17 protein-coding genes are annotated in these 15,604 nt (G+C 64.5%); 11 read left to right on the plus strand and 6 right to left on the minus strand.

Features of this window, described 5'->3' with window-relative positions; translation table 11 throughout:
* Nucleotides 1–110 precede the first annotated feature (110 nt).
* Nucleotides 111–1,076: an alpha/beta fold hydrolase gene (locus P6U25_RS30710; protein WP_407148489.1), complete on the minus strand. Its 966-nt coding sequence runs from the start codon at nucleotides 1,074–1,076 to the stop codon at nucleotides 111–113.
* A gap of 338 nt (nucleotides 1,077–1,414) precedes the next feature.
* Between P6U25_RS30710 and P6U25_RS30715 the strand changes: the two genes are divergently transcribed.
* Nucleotides 1,415–1,591: a hypothetical protein gene (locus P6U25_RS30715; RefSeq protein WP_172626676.1), complete on the plus strand. Its 177-nt coding sequence runs from the start codon at nucleotides 1,415–1,417 to the stop codon at nucleotides 1,589–1,591.
* 75 nt (nucleotides 1,592–1,666) lie between these two features.
* On the opposite strand, the gene P6U25_RS30720 is transcribed toward P6U25_RS30715, so the two are convergent.
* Both P6U25_RS30720 and ykgO read right to left on the minus strand, forming a co-directional pair.
* Nucleotides 1,667–2,323 carry a tetratricopeptide repeat protein gene (locus P6U25_RS30720; protein ID WP_407148490.1) on the minus strand — a complete coding sequence of 219 codons (657 nt, stop codon included), beginning with the start codon at nucleotides 2,321–2,323 and terminating at the stop codon, nucleotides 1,667–1,669.
* Nucleotides 2,324–2,427: 104 nt separating this feature from the next.
* Nucleotides 2,428–2,553, minus strand: a complete 126-nt coding sequence (ykgO, locus tag P6U25_RS30725) for a type B 50S ribosomal protein L36 (protein ID WP_002718645.1) — start codon at nucleotides 2,551–2,553, stop codon at nucleotides 2,428–2,430.
* 427 nt (nucleotides 2,554–2,980) lie between these two features.
* Here ykgO and P6U25_RS30730 point away from each other — a divergent pair, with 427 nt between their 5' ends.
* The 4 genes from P6U25_RS30730 to P6U25_RS30745 are packed head-to-tail and all read left to right on the plus strand — an operon-like array spanning nucleotide 2,981 to nucleotide 5,957.
* Entirely contained in the window at nucleotides 2,981–3,865 is an 885-nt protein-coding gene (locus P6U25_RS30730; protein ID WP_407148491.1) for an amidohydrolase family protein, read from the plus strand.
* Between the two features lie 36 nt (nucleotides 3,866–3,901).
* Nucleotides 3,902–4,744 (plus strand): dienelactone hydrolase family protein, encoded by an 843-nt coding sequence (locus P6U25_RS30735; RefSeq protein WP_407148492.1) that lies wholly within the window; start codon nucleotides 3,902–3,904, stop codon nucleotides 4,742–4,744.
* The gene (locus tag P6U25_RS30740) at nucleotides 4,741–5,484 is read left to right on the plus strand and encodes a haloacid dehalogenase type II (protein ID WP_407148493.1); all 744 of its coding nucleotides are present in this window, start codon (nucleotides 4,741–4,743) and stop codon (nucleotides 5,482–5,484) included. The genes P6U25_RS30735 and P6U25_RS30740 overlap by 4 nt, the downstream gene beginning before the upstream one ends.
* A 5-nt stretch (nucleotides 5,485–5,489) precedes the next feature.
* Entirely contained in the window at nucleotides 5,490–5,957 is a 468-nt protein-coding gene (locus tag P6U25_RS30745) for a YbaK/EbsC family protein (protein ID WP_407148494.1), read from the plus strand.
* 3 nt (nucleotides 5,958–5,960) lie between these two features.
* Here P6U25_RS30745 and P6U25_RS30750 read toward each other — a convergent pair whose 3' ends face one another.
* Entirely contained in the window at nucleotides 5,961–6,320 is a 360-nt protein-coding gene (locus P6U25_RS30750) for a hypothetical protein (RefSeq protein ID WP_407148495.1), read from the minus strand.
* Between the two features lie 153 nt (nucleotides 6,321–6,473).
* Complete coding sequence (locus tag P6U25_RS30755) at nucleotides 6,474–7,382, minus strand: LysR family transcriptional regulator (protein WP_407148496.1); 909 nt, start codon at nucleotides 7,380–7,382, stop codon at nucleotides 6,474–6,476.
* A 116-nt stretch (nucleotides 7,383–7,498) separates the two neighbouring features.
* Here P6U25_RS30755 and P6U25_RS30760 point away from each other — a divergent pair, with 116 nt between their 5' ends.
* The 3 genes from P6U25_RS30760 to wrbA all read left to right on the plus strand — a co-directional run bounded on the left by P6U25_RS30760 (nucleotide 7,499) and on the right by wrbA (nucleotide 9,704).
* On the plus strand, nucleotides 7,499–8,251 hold the full coding sequence (locus tag P6U25_RS30760; protein ID WP_407148497.1) for an SDR family NAD(P)-dependent oxidoreductase: 753 nt from the start codon (nucleotides 7,499–7,501) through the stop codon (nucleotides 8,249–8,251).
* A gap of 69 nt (nucleotides 8,252–8,320) precedes the next feature.
* Nucleotides 8,321–9,019: a pirin family protein gene (locus P6U25_RS30765; RefSeq protein WP_407148498.1), complete on the plus strand. Its 699-nt coding sequence runs from the start codon at nucleotides 8,321–8,323 to the stop codon at nucleotides 9,017–9,019.
* An 85-nt stretch (nucleotides 9,020–9,104) separates the two neighbouring features.
* The gene (wrbA, locus tag P6U25_RS30770; protein WP_407148499.1) at nucleotides 9,105–9,704 is read left to right on the plus strand and encodes an NAD(P)H:quinone oxidoreductase; all 600 of its coding nucleotides are present in this window, start codon (nucleotides 9,105–9,107) and stop codon (nucleotides 9,702–9,704) included.
* Between the two features lie 123 nt (nucleotides 9,705–9,827).
* Here wrbA and P6U25_RS30775 read toward each other — a convergent pair whose 3' ends face one another.
* Complete coding sequence (locus tag P6U25_RS30775; protein ID WP_407148500.1) at nucleotides 9,828–11,009, minus strand: aromatic amino acid transaminase; 1,182 nt, start codon at nucleotides 11,007–11,009, stop codon at nucleotides 9,828–9,830.
* A gap of 158 nt (nucleotides 11,010–11,167) precedes the next feature.
* Between P6U25_RS30775 and P6U25_RS30780 the strand changes: the two genes are divergently transcribed.
* From P6U25_RS30780 to P6U25_RS30790, 3 genes are all read left to right on the plus strand, one after another.
* Entirely contained in the window at nucleotides 11,168–12,115 is a 948-nt protein-coding gene (locus tag P6U25_RS30780; protein WP_407148501.1) for a DUF5996 family protein, read from the plus strand.
* Nucleotides 12,116–12,328: 213 nt separating this feature from the next.
* The gene (locus P6U25_RS30785) at nucleotides 12,329–14,434 is read left to right on the plus strand and encodes a GumC family protein (protein WP_407148502.1); all 2,106 of its coding nucleotides are present in this window, start codon (nucleotides 12,329–12,331) and stop codon (nucleotides 14,432–14,434) included.
* Nucleotides 14,435–14,441: 7 nt separating this feature from the next.
* Entirely contained in the window at nucleotides 14,442–15,548 is a 1,107-nt protein-coding gene (locus tag P6U25_RS30790) for a glycoside hydrolase family 5 protein (protein WP_407148503.1), read from the plus strand.
* Nucleotides 15,549–15,604 lie beyond the last annotated feature (56 nt).

The raw sequence follows: 15,604 nt of genomic DNA on the forward strand, positions 1-15,604 counted from the left end.
TCCTTTGATGAGATCCGAAACCGCGCAAGCAACATGATGTTCGGCGCCATGCGGACGTGCAAGCCTTGCCGGATCACATTCGCGCGGTGCGAAGGCGCGGCCGGCAGCAGCTATTGTGCCGCCACCGCCTGCCGCACCACCCGGCCGGCGATCGCCTCGATCTCGGACGCGACGAGATCGGGCGCAGCATGCTGCACCATGTGACCGATGCCGGGCAGCACGATCAGCCTTGCGTCAACTACCGTCGCGGCGAGCGGGCGCGAGTGGATGTGCGTCCAGACCGTCTTGTCGGCATCGCCGGCGATGATGGTGAGTGGCGCAGTGATCTCCGCGTAGCGCGGCGCTTGCGCGACGACGGCCGCCTTCAGCGTCACGAGGTCCCACGCATTGGCGATGAATTCGCGCGGACGCAGCAACAACGGCGTCGCGCTGTCGCGGATGAAATGATCGGGCATTCTCTGCGGCGCGAACACCCCACGCGCGCTGGCTTCGGTCACCAGCCAACCGAGCGGCATCGTGATCGTATGCGCGAGCAGCGGTCCGATCAGCGGCGTCGAGATCATTTTGTTGTAGCGCCCGACGCCGCCGCGCCAGGGATACGCGACGGGGGCCAGCAGCACGAGACCCGCGATCCGGTCCGGGTCATCCAGCGCGATGCGCAGGCCGAGCGCGCCGGGCCAGGAATGCGCCACGATGATTGCCCGATCGACGCCCAGCTTCGCCAGCGCGTCCACGATCATCCGGCCCTGGATCGCGGGCGTTGAATCCGCGACGCGCTCGCGCGTGCTCCAGCCGTGGCCCGGTCGGTCGATCAGGATCACCCGGCGGGTCCTGGCAAGCCTGTCGCCCAGCGGATGCTGCATCACGCAGAGGTTGGAGCTTGCGCCGTGCAGCATCACGACCGGCGGTCCGGGTGCATCACGCGGACCGAGCTCGACGACATGCAGCGCCGCGCCGGCAACCTCGATGGTGCGGCCCTGCGGGGGAAAGGCGCGCTGGGTCAGCAGCCGACCGGCCTGCGTCGCGAGCGCCAGGCCGAGCCCTGCCACCGCCAGCGCGACGACCGCAGTCAACATTGAGATGATCCGGATGACCCCGCGCAGGGCGGATTTGTGGCGAGGCAGAGACCTCGTGGCGCGCAGCGACGGGTTCTAGTTTGGTCCGCACATGATCTTGTTCGGAAAGCCAATTGTCACTTTCTCACGACCGTGCCGTGCACGGTTTTCCACAACGCGCCCAGCCTGTGGATAGCGGGTTCATACCAGCGTCATTAGCAATTTCATACATTGATGGTGGCAATTTCGCCATCAGACGCGAGGCTTCATCGAAAGCGGATGCTTGCCGGCCTGTCCACGACATTCACAGGAACTGGCGTCCATACAACGAGTTCAACGGGACTAATCGGAGGAGTACCATGATTTCCGACCCTAGCGATGCGGCCATCGATCAGATCGTGGCAAGCTGCAACGGCGACCTGCGCGGTGCCTTGAAGGCGTTACTGCTCGTCAATGAGCACCTGGAAGCTGAGCTGCAGCAATTCTATGCTGCCGCAGCCCAGGACAGCGCGCCCCGCGGCAAGTTCCTGCACTAGCGCCTATGGGCGCGTCACGGTGCTCGCGAACCTGGTCTGGATCAGCGGACGACAAAGGTCGTCAATCGCGCGCCGTCAAATATCGCGGCCTTCGACCTTCTCGGAGAGCTGCTTGACCGCCTCAGGTATCTTCTCGAGATGGGGGTCGACCGCCAGCGCCTTGCGGAAGGCGTCGAGCGCACGCTTGTCGTCGCCGATATCCTGCATGATGGTGCCGAGACCGACCAGCGCACCGAAATGGCGGGGCTCGCGGACCAGCACCTGCTGGAAGTCTTCCAGCGAATGGACGTAGTCGCTCTTCAGGTAATAGAGCGTCGCGCGCCGATTCCAGGCCTCGACGTAATCGGGCCTGATCTTGATGACGGCATCCAGAAGCTTCATCGCAACATCGATGTTCTGGGCATCGATCGCCGCCTTGGCCCGCACCATCAGCAGCGCGGCGGTGTCGCTCGGGGTTTGCAGCCACAGCGCCCAGATCCGCGCCTCGACATGGCGGGCGCTGTCTTCATCGGGCGCGGCCTTCAGTGCGCCGAATAGGAAGTCCAGCCCGCGTGCGCGGTCGGCCGGCACTTTCGGCAGCTTGCTCGGCGCTTCAGGCAGTTTCTTCTGGGCCTTGGGCGGCGGAATGACCCGGGGATCGCCCTGCGCGGACGCAGCGACAGGCACGGCCGTCAGCGCTGCGAGCAGGATCGCCAGCCGACAATGATTGGACCCACGCAGTCTTAATCGCATAGGTCAAATGTAGACGCGCAAAACCGCGCCGCAAAGCAGCGCGGTGTCAAACACCTGTGAAAGACCCTGGTTCCGGATCGGGAACAGCCGGCCGCCGGCTGTGATTACCCCTGGCGCGCCTTGAAGCGACGCTGGACCTTGTTGATCACGTAGACGCGGCCCTTGCGGCGAACCAGGCGGTTGTTGCGGTGACGGCCGCGCAGCGACTTCAGCGAGTTACGGACCTTCATGGGACAATCCTGTTACTTCGAAAGGCCCGTGTTGGAGGCCGTACCTGATCAATGCCATAGAGTGGCAAAATGGGATTTATCCCGCAGAGCGGCCTTGCCGCCCGGGACGAGGCGGTTTCTAAGCCATCGGACCGCCGAATGTCAACCAAGCCGCGCCCCGATTTTCAACCGGTCCATCCGGCCGAGACGGGCTCGTGGCATTGAAATCGCTCATGAAACGGGCCGGCCGCGAGGCCAACTCATTTTGCTTCTCCGCGCCAGAGCTCGCCTTCCAGAGCTGCAACGGACCCGCTGCCACGTCGCGGCGGCGTCCGGGACACCACGAATCGAGCGGACCTCGCCGGACATGGCGGGCCGCTTGCGAAAATTATTATGCCGTATAATCATTTTTTTGAACCCAACAATGAAGGCCGCCGGGGAAAACCAGATGCCCAAGCTCAAACTGCCCGACATCGAGAAGGTCGTCGCAATCGACATCCACACCCATGCCGAGGAGCCGTGCGGCCTGCATGGCGACGACGGTTACGATGATTTCCAGGCGCAGATGGCTGACTATTTCAAGTCACCGCACAAGCATCCGCCGACCGTGCCGGAGACCGCGGCCTATTACCGCGCCAAGAACATTGCTGCTGTGATCTTCCCGGTCGACGCCGAGCGCGAGACCGGCTTTCGCCGCTACAACAATTACGAGATGCTGGAGGTCGCCTCCGATCACCTCGACGTCCTGATCCCGTTCGTCTCGATCGACCCGCACAAGGGCAAGCTCGGCGTGCGCGAGGCGCGGAAACTGATCGAGGACTACGGCGTCCGCGGCTTCAAATTCCATCCGACCATGCAGGGCTTCTATGCCAACGATCGGCTGGCCTATCCGCTCTATGAAGCGATCAACGACGGCGGCGCGATCGCGCTGTTCCACACCGGGCAGACCGGAGTCGGCAGCGGCATGCCCGGCGGCATGGGAATGCGGCTGAAATATTCCAACCCGATGTACATGGACGACGTCGCGGCGGACTTTCCCGATCTCAAGATCATTCTCGCGCACCCCTCCTTCCCCTGGCAGGAAGAGGCGCTGTCGGTCGCGACCCACAAGCCGAACGTCTATATCGACCTCTCCGGCTGGTCGCCGAAGTATTTCCCGCCGATCCTGGTGCGCTACATCAACTCGATCCTGCAGGACAAGATGCTGTTCGGCTCCGACTGGCCGGTGATCACGCCGGACCGCTGGCTCGCCGATTTCGCCAAGCTCGACATCCGCGAGGAGATCCGGCCGAAAGTGTTGAAGGCCAACGCGCGGAAGATTTTGGGCGTCTAAAGGAGTAGTATCGGCGGCAAGCTTCCGAGGTGGTTCATGATGAACTCCGCCGGACCTGCCGCACTCCTCGCCGCGCTCCTGATCGGAAGCGTGGGGCCGGCCCGCGCCGCGGACACTGAGCAGCCGCCCGCCTTCGTCGAATTCGAGAGCCCGCTTGCGAGCGCGCAACCGCTGCAAGGCTACCTGCGATTGCCCGACGGGCCGGGCCCTGCGCCCGCCGTGGTGCTGCTGCACGGCTGCGCCGGCTACTTCAAGCAGCTCGACGAGCGCTGGGGGAAGCGGCTGGCGGCGTGGGGCTATGTCACGCTCACGGTCGACCGGTTCGGACCGCGTGGGATCACCAGCACCTGCGCCAGCGGCGTGCCACCCGCAACCGTCCACGACGCCTATCGCGCATTGCATTTCCTCACTCGGCATCCGGCGGTCGATCCTGCCCGCGTCGCAGTGATGGGTTTCTCGCAAGGCGCCTGGCTCGCGCTGTTTTCCGTCGAGCGCGGCGCGGTCGAGCGCAACGCAAGCGAGAAATTCCGCGCCGCCGTCGCCTTCTATCCGCCCTGCCTGGGCATCCAGGGCAACATGACGGTGCCGACCCTGATCCTGATCGGCGAGCTCGACGACTGGACGCCGGCCAGCGAATGCCGGAATCTCGCCGACGGCCGCGACGATTGGGGGATCTCGCGCGAGAAGGGCAAGGGCGACCGGATCGAATTGATCGTCTATCCCGGCGCCTATCACGGTTTCGACGTGCCGCACTACAGCACGCCGGCGCGGCTGTTCGGTCATCACCTCGAATTCAACGCGGCGGCGCGGGATCAATCCGTCGACGCGCTGAGGAAATTCCTGTATGCGACGATCGGCGGGCAAGAGAGATCACAATGACCATCAAAGCCGTTGTCTTCGACGCCTATGGCACGCTCTACGATGTCCAGTCGGTGGCCGACGTCACCGAGGACGCCTTTCCGGGCTATGGCGACATCATCACCCAGGTCTGGCGCATCAAGCAGCTCGAATACTCCTGGCTGCGCACACTGATGCAGCGCTATCAGGATTTCTCCGTCGCCACGCGTGACTCGCTTGCCTACACGCTGCGCTGCCTCGGCCTGCAACATGACGAGGCGATCTTCGCCCGCATCATCGACAAGTACCGCCACCTCGCGCTCTATCCGGACGCTGTTCCGGCGCTGGAGGCGATGAAAGACAGGAAGCTCGCGATCCTCTCCAACGGCAGCCCCGACATGCTGAACGCGCTGGTGCGCAATTCGGGCCTCGACCGCCTGCTCGATGCGACCATCAGCGTCGATGCCCACAAGGTGTTCAAGCCGGCGCCCGAGGCCTACACGCTGATCGCGGAAGTTTTGAAAGTGCCGCCTGCGGAGGTGCTGTTCATCTCCTCCAATCCATGGGATGCCTGCGGCGCCAAGGCGTTCGGCCTCAATGTCGCATGGATCGAGCGGGTGACGCCCGAAGCCATGGCGCTCGCCTGCGTCGAGAGCGAGACCGTCGCCCCATTGACGATGTTCAAGGCGCTGCGTACCCAGATGGACGAGCTCGGCGTCGTGCCCGATCACCGGATCCACGGTCTGTCCGAACTTCCCGCACTGGTGTCTGCAAGGTCCTGAACATTATGAGTCTCGCCTCCGTCCGCGCCTTCTTCGCCGAGAAAGCGCCCGAAATCTCCGTGATCGAATCCGACGTGAGCTCCGCGACCGTCGTGCTGGCGGCCGAGGCCTATGGCGTCGAACCTGCGCGCATCGCCAAGACGCTGAGCCTACGCGTCGGTGACCGCGTGGTGCTGATCGTCGCCAGCGGCACCTCGCGGATGGACAACAAGAAGGTCAAGGCGGTGTTCGGCGGCAAGCCGAAGATGCTCGGCCTCGACGAGGTCGCCGAGATCACCGGCCACGAGGTCGGCGGCGTGTGCCCGTTCGGCCTGAAGTCGCCGCTGCCGATCTATTGCGATGTCTCGCTGAAGGCGTTCGACGTCGTGGTGCCGGCCGCGGGCTCGACCCACAGCGCGGTGCGCATCACACCCGATCGCATGGCGGAGCTGACATCGGCCGAATGGGTCGACGTCTGCGAGGCTAGAGTCTAGGCGCTAGTCATCGTCGTCGTATGACGACCGCGGCGGCGCGACTGGAGCAGGTTGCGTGGCACGCGGCCGCTGCTGCATCTGCGGCTGTTGCAGCGTGCGCCCCTGCGTCTGCGGCTGTTGCGCCTTTGCATTTGATTCGAACACCGCACGACAACTGCTGGAGAGTTGCGGCGTGTTCTGTCGCAGGCAGGCCACGATGCGCTGGGTGTCAGGTATCTGGTCGCTACACAAACGCCACACATCGGGCGTGCACGCCATCTGCTGTTCCCAGGTTCCCCGATATTCCTGGGCAAACGCGGCAGTGGTGGCGGCAGCTCCCCCGACCGCTATGGCAAGGCTCAGGACGATCCGCGGCGATCGCATGTCCAGCTCCCGTGATCTCGAATAGTGGCGAGCGCGCGCGGTTGTCCGCGGCGATAAGCGTCAGACTGGCCAATGAATGCGGCCAAGGATCGTTCGGGCGGACAACTAAATGTGAAGGCAACCGACGGAAAGTTCCCGCAAACGACATCGCCTCTATTTCCTTTTTCCCTTCGCAAAATGCTTGGCGAGAAAATCCGCGAGCACCTCGACGCGGGCGGGGCGCGGGCCGCCGGGCGGGGTGACGAGATGCACGGCACCCTCGGGCTGCTTCCAGCCCTTGAGGATCACCTCGACCTCGCCGCGCGCAATCGCGTCGCCGACGATGAAGTCGGGGAGATCGGCGATGCCGAGGCCGGCGAGCAGCGCCGGCATCACGGCTTCACCATTGTTGACGCGGAGCTGGCCCGCCGGGCGCACACTCGCCTGCTCCCCTGACGCATTGGTGTAGTGCCAGACGCCCTGCGTCGAGAGGTAGGCGTAGCCGAAGCATTTGTGTTCGGCGAGGTGCATCGGATGCGTCGGCCGGCCGTAGCGCTTGAGATAGGACGGCGCCGCCACCGTGTAGCGCGGCATCGCGCAGAGCCGCCGCGCGATCAGCGAGGAGTCCGGCAGCCGCGCGATGCGCAACCCGGCATCAAACCCCTCGCCGATCAGGTCCACCGTCGCGTCGCTGAGGTGCAGGTCGATCGAGACCTCCGGATAGGCCTCCATGAATTCCGGCAGCAGCGGCGCCACCGTCTTGATGCCGAAACTCATCGGCACAGCGAGCCGCACCAGCCCGCGCGGCGTGGTCGATTGCGCCAACGCCTCGTTCTCGGCGGCCTCGCCGTCGGCGAGCAGCCGCGCCGCGCGCTCCGACAGTTTCTGGCCCGCATCGGTCAACGCCAGCCGGCGCGACGTGCGATTGAACAGACGTGCGCCGAGCCGCTCCTCGAGCCGGCTGACCGCCTTGGACACCGTCGCCTTGGACAGCGAAAGCTCGCTCGCGGCCGCCGCAAACGATCGCAATTCCACGACTTTTGCGAAAATCGCGAGCGCCTCGAAGTCCGGCAGTTTCGACATGGCGAGCGACTCCCAGTAACCTAAATTGGAAACAATGAGTTTCGATAGTTTCTATTTCTATACCACAGCCGACGACATATCCAAGGGCCATCGGAATGCCTCAACGGAGAAATCCAATGACCAAGAAGCTCTCAGGCAAGGTTGCCCTCGTCACCGGCGGTTCGCGCGGCATCGGCGCGGCGAGCGCCCGTGCACTCGCGGAGCAAGGCGCCAACGTCGCGATCAGCTATGTCGCGTCGCCCGACAAGGCGGAAGCCGTGGTCGCCGAGTTGAAGGCCAAGGGTGTGAGTGCCCGCGCCTACAAGGCCGACCAGGCTTCATCCGCCGACGTCGACGAACTCGTGAAGCGCGTCGCCAAGGATTTCGGCCGGCTCGACATCCTCGTCAACAACGCGGGCGTTGCGGCCGGCGGCGCGGTCGACGATCCCAAGACCGATACTGCCACCCTCGCCCGCCAGGAAGCGATCAATATCGATGGGGTGATCACGGCGATCCGTGCCGCATCGAAGTTGATGGGTGAAGGCGGTCGTATCATCACCGTCGGCTCGATGCTTGCCGACCGCGCCTCGTTCCCGGGCCTGGCCGACTACGTTGCCACCAAGGCTGCCGTCGTCGGCTACACCAAGGGTGCGGCGCGCGACCTCGGGCCGCGCGGCATCACCGTCAACGTCGTGCAGCCAGGTTCGATCGACACCGACATGAACCCGAAAGACGGCGGTGCATTTGCAGAAACGCAACGGTTGCAGCACGCGCTGCAGCGTTTCGGCAGGCCGGAGGAGGTCGCGGCGGGCGTCGTCTTCCTGGCGAGCCCCGAAGCCTCGTTTGTGACGGGCACGGTGCTCAGCGTCGATGGCGGGTTCGGCGCCTGATCAAGATTTCGACCGGGGCCGGGTGCGCAACACCCGGCGCCCAACATTCAAATTAAGCGGAGTATTCCCATGATCGAACTGAGACCATTCGCAAAGCTCGGCGGCGCCGACCACGGTTGGCTGAAGGCGAAGCATCATTTCTCCTTCGCGAGCTACTACGATCCCAACAACGTCAGCCACGGCGCGTTGCGGGTGTGGAACGATGACGAGATCGCGCCGAACTCGGGCTTTCCCGCGCATCCCCACGCCAATATGGAGATCATCACCTATGTCCGCGAAGGCGCGATCACGCACCAGGACTCGCTTGGCAACAAGGGACGCACCGAAGCCGGCGATGTGCAGGTGATGAGCGCAGGCAGCGGCATCCGCCACTCCGAGTACAATCTGGAACCGTCGAAGACCAAGATCTTCCAGATCTGGATCGAACCGACGACGACGGGAGGTCACCCCACTTGGGGCTCCAAGCCGTTTCCCAAGGCCAACCGCTCCGGCAAGCTCGTCACCATCGCTTCGGGCATCGAGGGTGACAAGGATGCACTGCCGATCCGCGCCGATGCGCGGGTGCTCGCCACCACGTTGGAGGCCGGCGAGAGCGCCGAGTACGCGGCCGACAGGACTCGTCACCTCTATCTGGTGCCGGCTGCCGGCAGCGTCGAGGTCAACGGTGTGCGCGTCAACGCACGCGACGGCGCCGCGATCCGCGACGAGACCAAGCTGAAGATCACCGCGCTCGAGGATGCCGAGCTCGTGCTCGTCGACGCGGCCTGACACCCATTCCAACACATGCGCGGACGAAGGTCCGCGCATGCTCTCCCCGAAACATCAACCTTCTGCAAACCCAAAGGAGGCCATCATGGCCAAGGTTCTCGTCCTCTATTATTCCGCTTACGGTCACATCGAAGCGATGGCGAATGCGGTCGCGCAAGGCGCGCGCGAGGCCGGCGCCACCGTCGACATCAAGCGCGTTCCCGAATTGGTGCCGGCCGAGGTCGCAAAGGCCTCGCATTACAAGCTCGACCAGGTCGCGCCGATCGCGAAGATCGACGACCTCGCCAACTATGACGCAATCATCGTCGGCACCGGCACCCGCTTCGGCCGGATGTCGTCGCAGATGGCGAACTTCCTCGACCAGGCCGGCGGCCTGTGGGCCAAGGGCGCGCTGCACGGCAAGGTCGGCGGCGCCTTCACCTCGAGCGCGACCCAGCACGGCGGCCAGGAGACCACGCTGTTCTCGATCATCACCAACCTCCTGCATTTCGGCATGACCGTCGTCGGCCTCAACTACGGCTTCGCCGGCCAGATGAAGCTCGACGAGATCACCGGCGGCGCGCCCTACGGCGCGACCACGATCACCGGCGGCGACGGCAGCCGCCAGCCGAGCGAGAACGAGCTCGCCGGCGCGCGCTATCAGGGACGCGTGATCGCTGAAACGGCCAACAAGCTACATGGCTAGACCGTCCACCCGACCGCAAGGCTGATCCTATACGGGGCGCAATTGTCCTCAGCAATTGCCCCGCCATCTCGAGAGCGCGATCAATGATCGCGCTCTCGCATAGCGCAGTTGTCGAGGGTTCGCTCAGAGCACGGATACGATTGCCTTGGCCAGGTCATCCAGCCGATCCTCGGGCAGGCCGGCCACATTGATGCGGCTGTCGCCGACCATGTAGACCGCGTGCTCGCTGCGCAGCCGATCAATCTGCTCCCCGGTCAAGCCGAGACGAGAGAACATGCCGCGATGCTCGGCAATGAAGTCGAAGCGATCGGAGTTGGATTGACGGCGCAGCGCGTCGGCAAAGGCGACGCGCAGCCGAAGCATGCGCTGACGCATCTCTTCGAGCTCGGCCTGCCAGTCGGCACGCAGCTCCGGATCCTCCAGCACAATGCGGACCGCCGCGGCGCCATGATCCGGCGGCATGGAATAAAGGGCGCGGGCGGCGGCGAGCATGTGACTCATGGCGATGTCGGCCTGCGCCGCATTCCGGGCCAGCACCATCGCGGCGCCGACCCGGTCGCGATAGACTGCGAAGTTCTTCGAGCAGCTCGACGCCGCGACCATCTCCGGCACGTTGGCGGCAACGATGCGAAGGCCTTCCGCGTCCGCCTCGAGCCCGTCGCCGAACCCTTGATAGGCGATATCGATGAAAGGCAGCAGGCCTCGTTCGGCCAGGAGCGTGGCAACCCGTTGCCACTGCGCAATCGTCAGGTTCGCGCCGGTCGGGTTATGGCAGCATCCATGCAGCAGAACGATGTCGCCTGCCTTAGCCTTGGCGAGATCGGCGAGCATGCCTTCGAAATTGACCGTTCCGCTTGCCGCATCGAAATACTCATACTCGGCGATTTGCAGTCCGGCGCCGCGCATGGTCGGCACATGGTTGGGCCAGGTCGGACGCGAGACCCAGATGGTGCCGTCCGGCCTGGTCCGGCGAAGCAGCTCGGCGAGCAGCCGCAGGGCGCCAGAGCCACCCGGCGCCTGTGCGACCCGAACCCGCGACGTCTCCACAGCGTTGGCGAACACCAGCCTGGACATCGCGCCGTTGAAAGCCACGTCGCCGGCCAGACCCAGATAAGTCTTGGTGTCCTGCGCGCGCAGCAAGCGCTCTTCCGCCTTCCGCACGGCGCGCATGACCGGCGTCTTGCCATCACGGTCCTTGTAGACGCCGACGCCGAGATCAACTTTGTTGGCGCGCGAGTCGGCCCGGTAGAGGTCGATCAGGGCGAGGATCTTGTCGGGCGGCGCAATGTCGAGCTGTTCGAACATCTCTGCAAATCCAAATATCTGAGATGCGGCAGTCATAGGCAAATGGCGCGGCCAACACCAGCGCTTTCAGTACCCAGCGGAACCACTCCTGCGAGCAGCCGGAAGGATCGATTTCGTGCTAGGCTTGAGCCACTGTCCGGCAGCTTGAGAGATTTGGCATGAACCACGCTCCGAAGTCCCGTTGGCCGGAACTGCCGATAGCGGCATGGCGCGACACCGCCACCACGCTTCAGCTCTGGACCCAGATCGTCGGCAAGATCCGGCTGGTGAAATCACCCTGGCTCAACCATTCCTGGCACGTCACGCTCTATGTCACGCCGCGCGGGCTGACGACCTCGCCGATCCCGGACGGCGACCGGACGTTCGAGATCGACTTCGATTTCATCGATCACGTCCTCCTGATGTCGACCAGCGACGGCCCTGAGCGACAATTCGCACTGGCCGGGCAATCGGTCGCGAGCTTCTACACCACAATCATGGCCAACCTGCAGGACCTCGGCATCGACGTGACCATCGACGAGATGCCGAACGAACTGCCCGACCCTGTCAGGTTCTCGCAAGACACGCAGCATGCGTCCTACGACGCGGACGCCGTGCGCCGCTTTCACCAGATCCTTGTGAACTGCGATCGCGTGTTCAAGCAATTCCGTACTGCGTTTCTCGGCAAGGCAAGCCCGGTGCATTTCTTCTGGGGCAGCTTCGATCTCGCGGTCACGCGCTTCTCCGGCCGGACGGCGCCGCAACATCCCGGCGGTGTGCCGCATTTGCCCGACGCGGTGGCGCACGAGGCCTATTCGCACGAAGTCAGCAGCGCCGGCTTCTGGCCGGGCGGCGGCGCGGTCGACTATCCGGCGTTCTATTCCTACGCCTATCCGGAGCCCGCGGGATATCGCACCACGCAGGTTCGCCCCGACGCCGCGTTCTTCAGCGAGGCGCTCGGCGAGTTCGTCCTGCCCTACGATGCCGTGCGCGCCGCTCCCGACCCTGACAAGGCCTTGCTCGATTTCCTGCAATCGAGCTACGAGGCCGCGGCCGTCAACGCCAACTGGAACCGCGACGCGCTCGAATGCGCGCCGGGCCAGCCGGGAGTGGTCAGAACGATCTAGTGCCGGTGCGGTCCACACCGGATATTTCAACTGCGGTCGTCATTCGATGTCCCGTTCCGGGATGACTGGCGGCACTCAACAAAGGCACTCAATAAAGACCAGAACGGTGCCGCGCCCCAGATCGCATCCTGTCCGCGTAACCACGGGTTAACTACGAACATTTACGTTGGACTGGGCCGACACGTGCTGCTGGCCGGGTCAAGTTCAACGCGTATGACGGATCGTAACCAGGTAACCCGGTCGGCTACCGACCACGTGGGAGACGCAACCTCATGGGAAGCGCCTCGCCATACGCCGTCGTCTCGACATGGCGGCGATCAGACTGAACTTCTCAAGGCCAGACTCACGCTTCCCGGCGTTATCGCATTCTTTCGCAGCAACGGGCTGCGCGTTGCGCTGCTGTCGCTTGCCCTGTTCGCGGCGGGCGTCGGCATTTTGATGATGCTCCCGCTGCACTATGCGGCAACTGCACTCGTTGTCGTCGATCCGCGTGAGCAACGTGTCACCAACGACCAGGACGTCCTGCCGGGCATTGGCCAGGATGCCGCCGCGCTGCAAAGCCTGATCGAGATCGCTAAGTCCGATGGCTTCCTGCGGCCCGTGATCGAGCAGCTCAATATTCGGAACGATCCCGAGATCGCAGGGTCGGAGACCGACCCAGCCCGCATCCTGGATCGGTTTCGCAAGCACCTCGACATCTCGCGCCGTGGCTTGACCTACGTCATCGCCATGACATTCGTTTCCAGCTCGCCGGAGAAGTCCGCGCGCTACGCCAACGCGATTGCCGAGGCTTTCGTCGCCAGTCAGGCCAAGGATCGCACGATCGCGACCGATGATGCCGCCGACTGGCTCGGCGATCGCCTCAAATCGCTGAGCGATCGCCTGCGTGCGTCCGAGGATGCGGTGGCGCAATTCAAGCGCGACCATGTGATCGTCGATGCCGGCAAGGAAGGCACGACCCAGCAGCTCCGGATCGTCGAGCTCAACCAGCAGGTGTCCGCGGCACGACTGAGGACTGAGGAGGCGAAGACCCGCTACGAGCAGACGCAGCGCGATCTGAAGTCCAATGTCGAAGGCCCGGTCAAGCAGGACCTGCTCACCGCGCTCCGCGCCCAGCGCGCTGCGCTCAACGACCAGATCGCACAGAAGCGCGCGGTGCTGGGCGACAGGCATCCCGAGCTCGTCATCGCGCTCGGCCAGCTCGCCGAACTGAACAAGCAGATCGAGATCGAGCGGCAACGCAACATCGCCACCGCGAAATCGGAATATGAGACGCTGCAGGAGCAGCAGAAAACGCTAGAAGGCCAGCTCAAAGCCGCGGAAGCGAAGGCCCTGACGGATGCGCAGTCCCAGGTCAAGCTGCAGGAGCTGCAACGGAGCGCCGACGCCAACAAGAACATCTACGAGCAGTTCCTGGCGCGCTACAAGACGACCAACGAGCAGCGGCTGCTGCAGAGCTCGCAGACCAAGATCGTCTCGGCTGCAAGCCCGCCGACCCGCCCGACCCGCCCGCCGCTCGCCCTCCTGCTCGTTGCAATCGGCGTCGCCTCGACACTGACAGCGACGGCTGCGGTCGCCATGCTGGACGCGCGAAAGACCTTGCCGCTGCAAAGAACACCTGAGCCGCCAGCCGCGGAACCCACAGCAGCGGCACGCGTGGTGCCGCAGAACCTGCCGGTCTGGGCTCGCATTCCAGCCGCCGCGCCGCGGGACCGCCGAATGACGATCTGGCAGACGCCGATTGGTGATCCCTCCGAATCCGATCTCCAGCCCCCTATGCAGCAATTGCTCGAACGGGTGGCTGCGCTGCCCGGGCGGTATGGCAAGATCGTCCTTGTGACCTCGCGCCAAGCGGGCACCGGTGCCGAAGTGATCGCACGCTCACTGAACCTGAATGCCGTCAACAACGGACTGATGAGCGCGCTGATTCAGGTTCAGAGTGATACGGGTCTGACGCGTAGCGCAGACGTGACGGTGCAAAGCACCGCTCCGACCGGCGCACGTGCCGCGCGTGCAGCGCTGCACTCGGTCGGGCTGCTGCTTGGCGCCGGCCGCGACTCGATGCAGGAGGACGAGGATATCCGCACCGAGTTCGCCCTGATCGTGGTCGATGCGCCCTCGCTTGCGGAGCAGCCAGAGGTAGCCTCGCTGGCCGTCCATGCCGACCTGGTCGTGCTGGTCGAGCACGACGACATTAGCGACGGGGCGGCGGTCGATGGCGCCATCGCGTCGCTTTCGAAGCGAACATCGGCCGCGATCGGCATCGTGATCAATCAGGCCGCCGTGGCTCGCGTTCCCGCAGCAGCCATCGCGAGCTGATCGCACGATGGCCCGGCGGTCGATCCTCGCCATCACGGCCGCCGCGGCCATGATCTTGTCCACCGCCGCGCAAGCGTGTCCTACCTTGCTCGAAGGCGTTCCCGCCGATCGGATCAGAGCGCTGTCCCGCGGCGTCAATGCCGACGGCTGGATCGCTGATCCGCGATCGGCGCCGCCCCGCGGCCTGCTGCTCCAATTGCGCAAGGCCGGCATGACCCATATCCGCCTGCCGGTGCCCGCCGACAATGTCATGCCACGGTTTGCCGCGAAGGCGGATCGCGACCAGCGCCTGCGCACGGTCGATGCCGCGCTCAAGACCTTGCTCGCGCTCGGCTATGCCGTATCGGTCGACCTGCATTCCGGCGAGCAATTCAATGCGCTGCATAAAGCCGATCCTTCCGCTGCAATGACCGAGATGAAGGCTGCCTGGTCCGGGCTCGCGCAAGTCATCCAGCGCTATCCGGCCGATCGGGTTTTCGCCGAGTTGCTGAACGAGCCAGAGGTCGACGCCGCGCAGTGGCAGAGCGAAGCCGAAGAGCTGGCCGCGTTCGTCCGGCGACTGCTGCCGCGAACCACGCTGATCACCGGCCCGGTCAACTGGCAGCGCGCGGACGCGTTGCCGGAGTTCAAGCCACTCGACGATCCGAACGTCGTCTATGCCATTCACTTCTATGACCCGATGGTCTTCACCCATCAGGCCCATTGGGATCCTGCCGAGCCGCTTCACGACATCACCGGCCTGCCCTATCCGATGCGCGCCGACGATCCACGGGTTCGACAATTGCGGGAGCAACTCGCCGCCTTGAACCAGCACAAGGCACTTGCGATGCTGGACCGCGCCATCCCCGACCGTGGCATCGACAAATGGCTTGCGCCCGCTGCCGCCTGGCAGCAGCAATACTCGCGTCCGATCATCATCAACGAGTTCGGTGTGCTCAAGGCCGGAGCCCCGCGCGACAGCCGGCTGCGCTGGCTCGCCGGAGTGACGGCCTACGCTCGGCAACACTGCTGGGGCTGGACCTATTGGGAGATGATGCAGGGATTCGGGCTGGCCGATGCCATCTCGGACAAGGCCGATCCGGATGTGCTGAAGGCGCTGTTCGGGCCGCGCTAGGCTGCTTGGTTAACCAAATCTTACACAATGAGCGGATAGATCGACCACGGGGGTGT

The sequence above is a fragment of the Bradyrhizobium sp. ORS 86 genome, from assembly GCF_045571475.1.
Classification (GTDB): Bacteria; Pseudomonadota; Alphaproteobacteria; order Rhizobiales; family Xanthobacteraceae; genus Bradyrhizobium.

Excerpts from the sequence above, each read along its gene's own strand:
- P6U25_RS30790 (WP_407148503.1), top strand. The coding sequence starts at position 14,442 with ATGGCCCGGCGGTCGATCCTCGCCATCACGGCCGCCGCGGCCATGATC.
- ykgO (WP_002718645.1), bottom strand. The coding sequence starts at position 2,553 with ATGAAGGTCCGTAACTCGCTGAAGTCGCTGCGCGGCCGTCACCGCAAC.
- P6U25_RS30730 (WP_407148491.1), top strand. The coding sequence starts at position 2,981 with ATGCCCAAGCTCAAACTGCCCGACATCGAGAAGGTCGTCGCAATCGAC.
- P6U25_RS30740 (WP_407148493.1), top strand. The coding sequence starts at position 4,741 with ATGACCATCAAAGCCGTTGTCTTCGACGCCTATGGCACGCTCTACGAT.
- P6U25_RS30745 (WP_407148494.1), top strand. The coding sequence starts at position 5,490 with ATGAGTCTCGCCTCCGTCCGCGCCTTCTTCGCCGAGAAAGCGCCCGAA.
- P6U25_RS30765 (WP_407148498.1), top strand. The coding sequence starts at position 8,321 with ATGATCGAACTGAGACCATTCGCAAAGCTCGGCGGCGCCGACCACGGT.
- P6U25_RS30715 (WP_172626676.1), top strand. The coding sequence starts at position 1,415 with ATGATTTCCGACCCTAGCGATGCGGCCATCGATCAGATCGTGGCAAGC.
- wrbA (WP_407148499.1), top strand. The coding sequence starts at position 9,105 with ATGGCCAAGGTTCTCGTCCTCTATTATTCCGCTTACGGTCACATCGAA.
- P6U25_RS30710 (WP_407148489.1), bottom strand. The coding sequence starts at position 1,076 with ATGTTGACTGCGGTCGTCGCGCTGGCGGTGGCAGGGCTCGGCCTGGCG.
- P6U25_RS30755 (WP_407148496.1), bottom strand. The coding sequence starts at position 7,382 with ATGTCGAAACTGCCGGACTTCGAGGCGCTCGCGATTTTCGCAAAAGTC.
- P6U25_RS30775 (WP_407148500.1), bottom strand. The coding sequence starts at position 11,009 with ATGTTCGAACAGCTCGACATTGCGCCGCCCGACAAGATCCTCGCCCTG.
- P6U25_RS30750 (WP_407148495.1), bottom strand. The coding sequence starts at position 6,320 with ATGCGATCGCCGCGGATCGTCCTGAGCCTTGCCATAGCGGTCGGGGGA.
- P6U25_RS30720 (WP_407148490.1), bottom strand. The coding sequence starts at position 2,323 with ATGCGATTAAGACTGCGTGGGTCCAATCATTGTCGGCTGGCGATCCTG.
- P6U25_RS30780 (WP_407148501.1), top strand. The coding sequence starts at position 11,168 with ATGAACCACGCTCCGAAGTCCCGTTGGCCGGAACTGCCGATAGCGGCA.
- P6U25_RS30735 (WP_407148492.1), top strand. The coding sequence starts at position 3,902 with ATGATGAACTCCGCCGGACCTGCCGCACTCCTCGCCGCGCTCCTGATC.
- P6U25_RS30760 (WP_407148497.1), top strand. The coding sequence starts at position 7,499 with ATGACCAAGAAGCTCTCAGGCAAGGTTGCCCTCGTCACCGGCGGTTCG.
- P6U25_RS30785 (WP_407148502.1), top strand. The coding sequence starts at position 12,329 with ATGACGGATCGTAACCAGGTAACCCGGTCGGCTACCGACCACGTGGGA.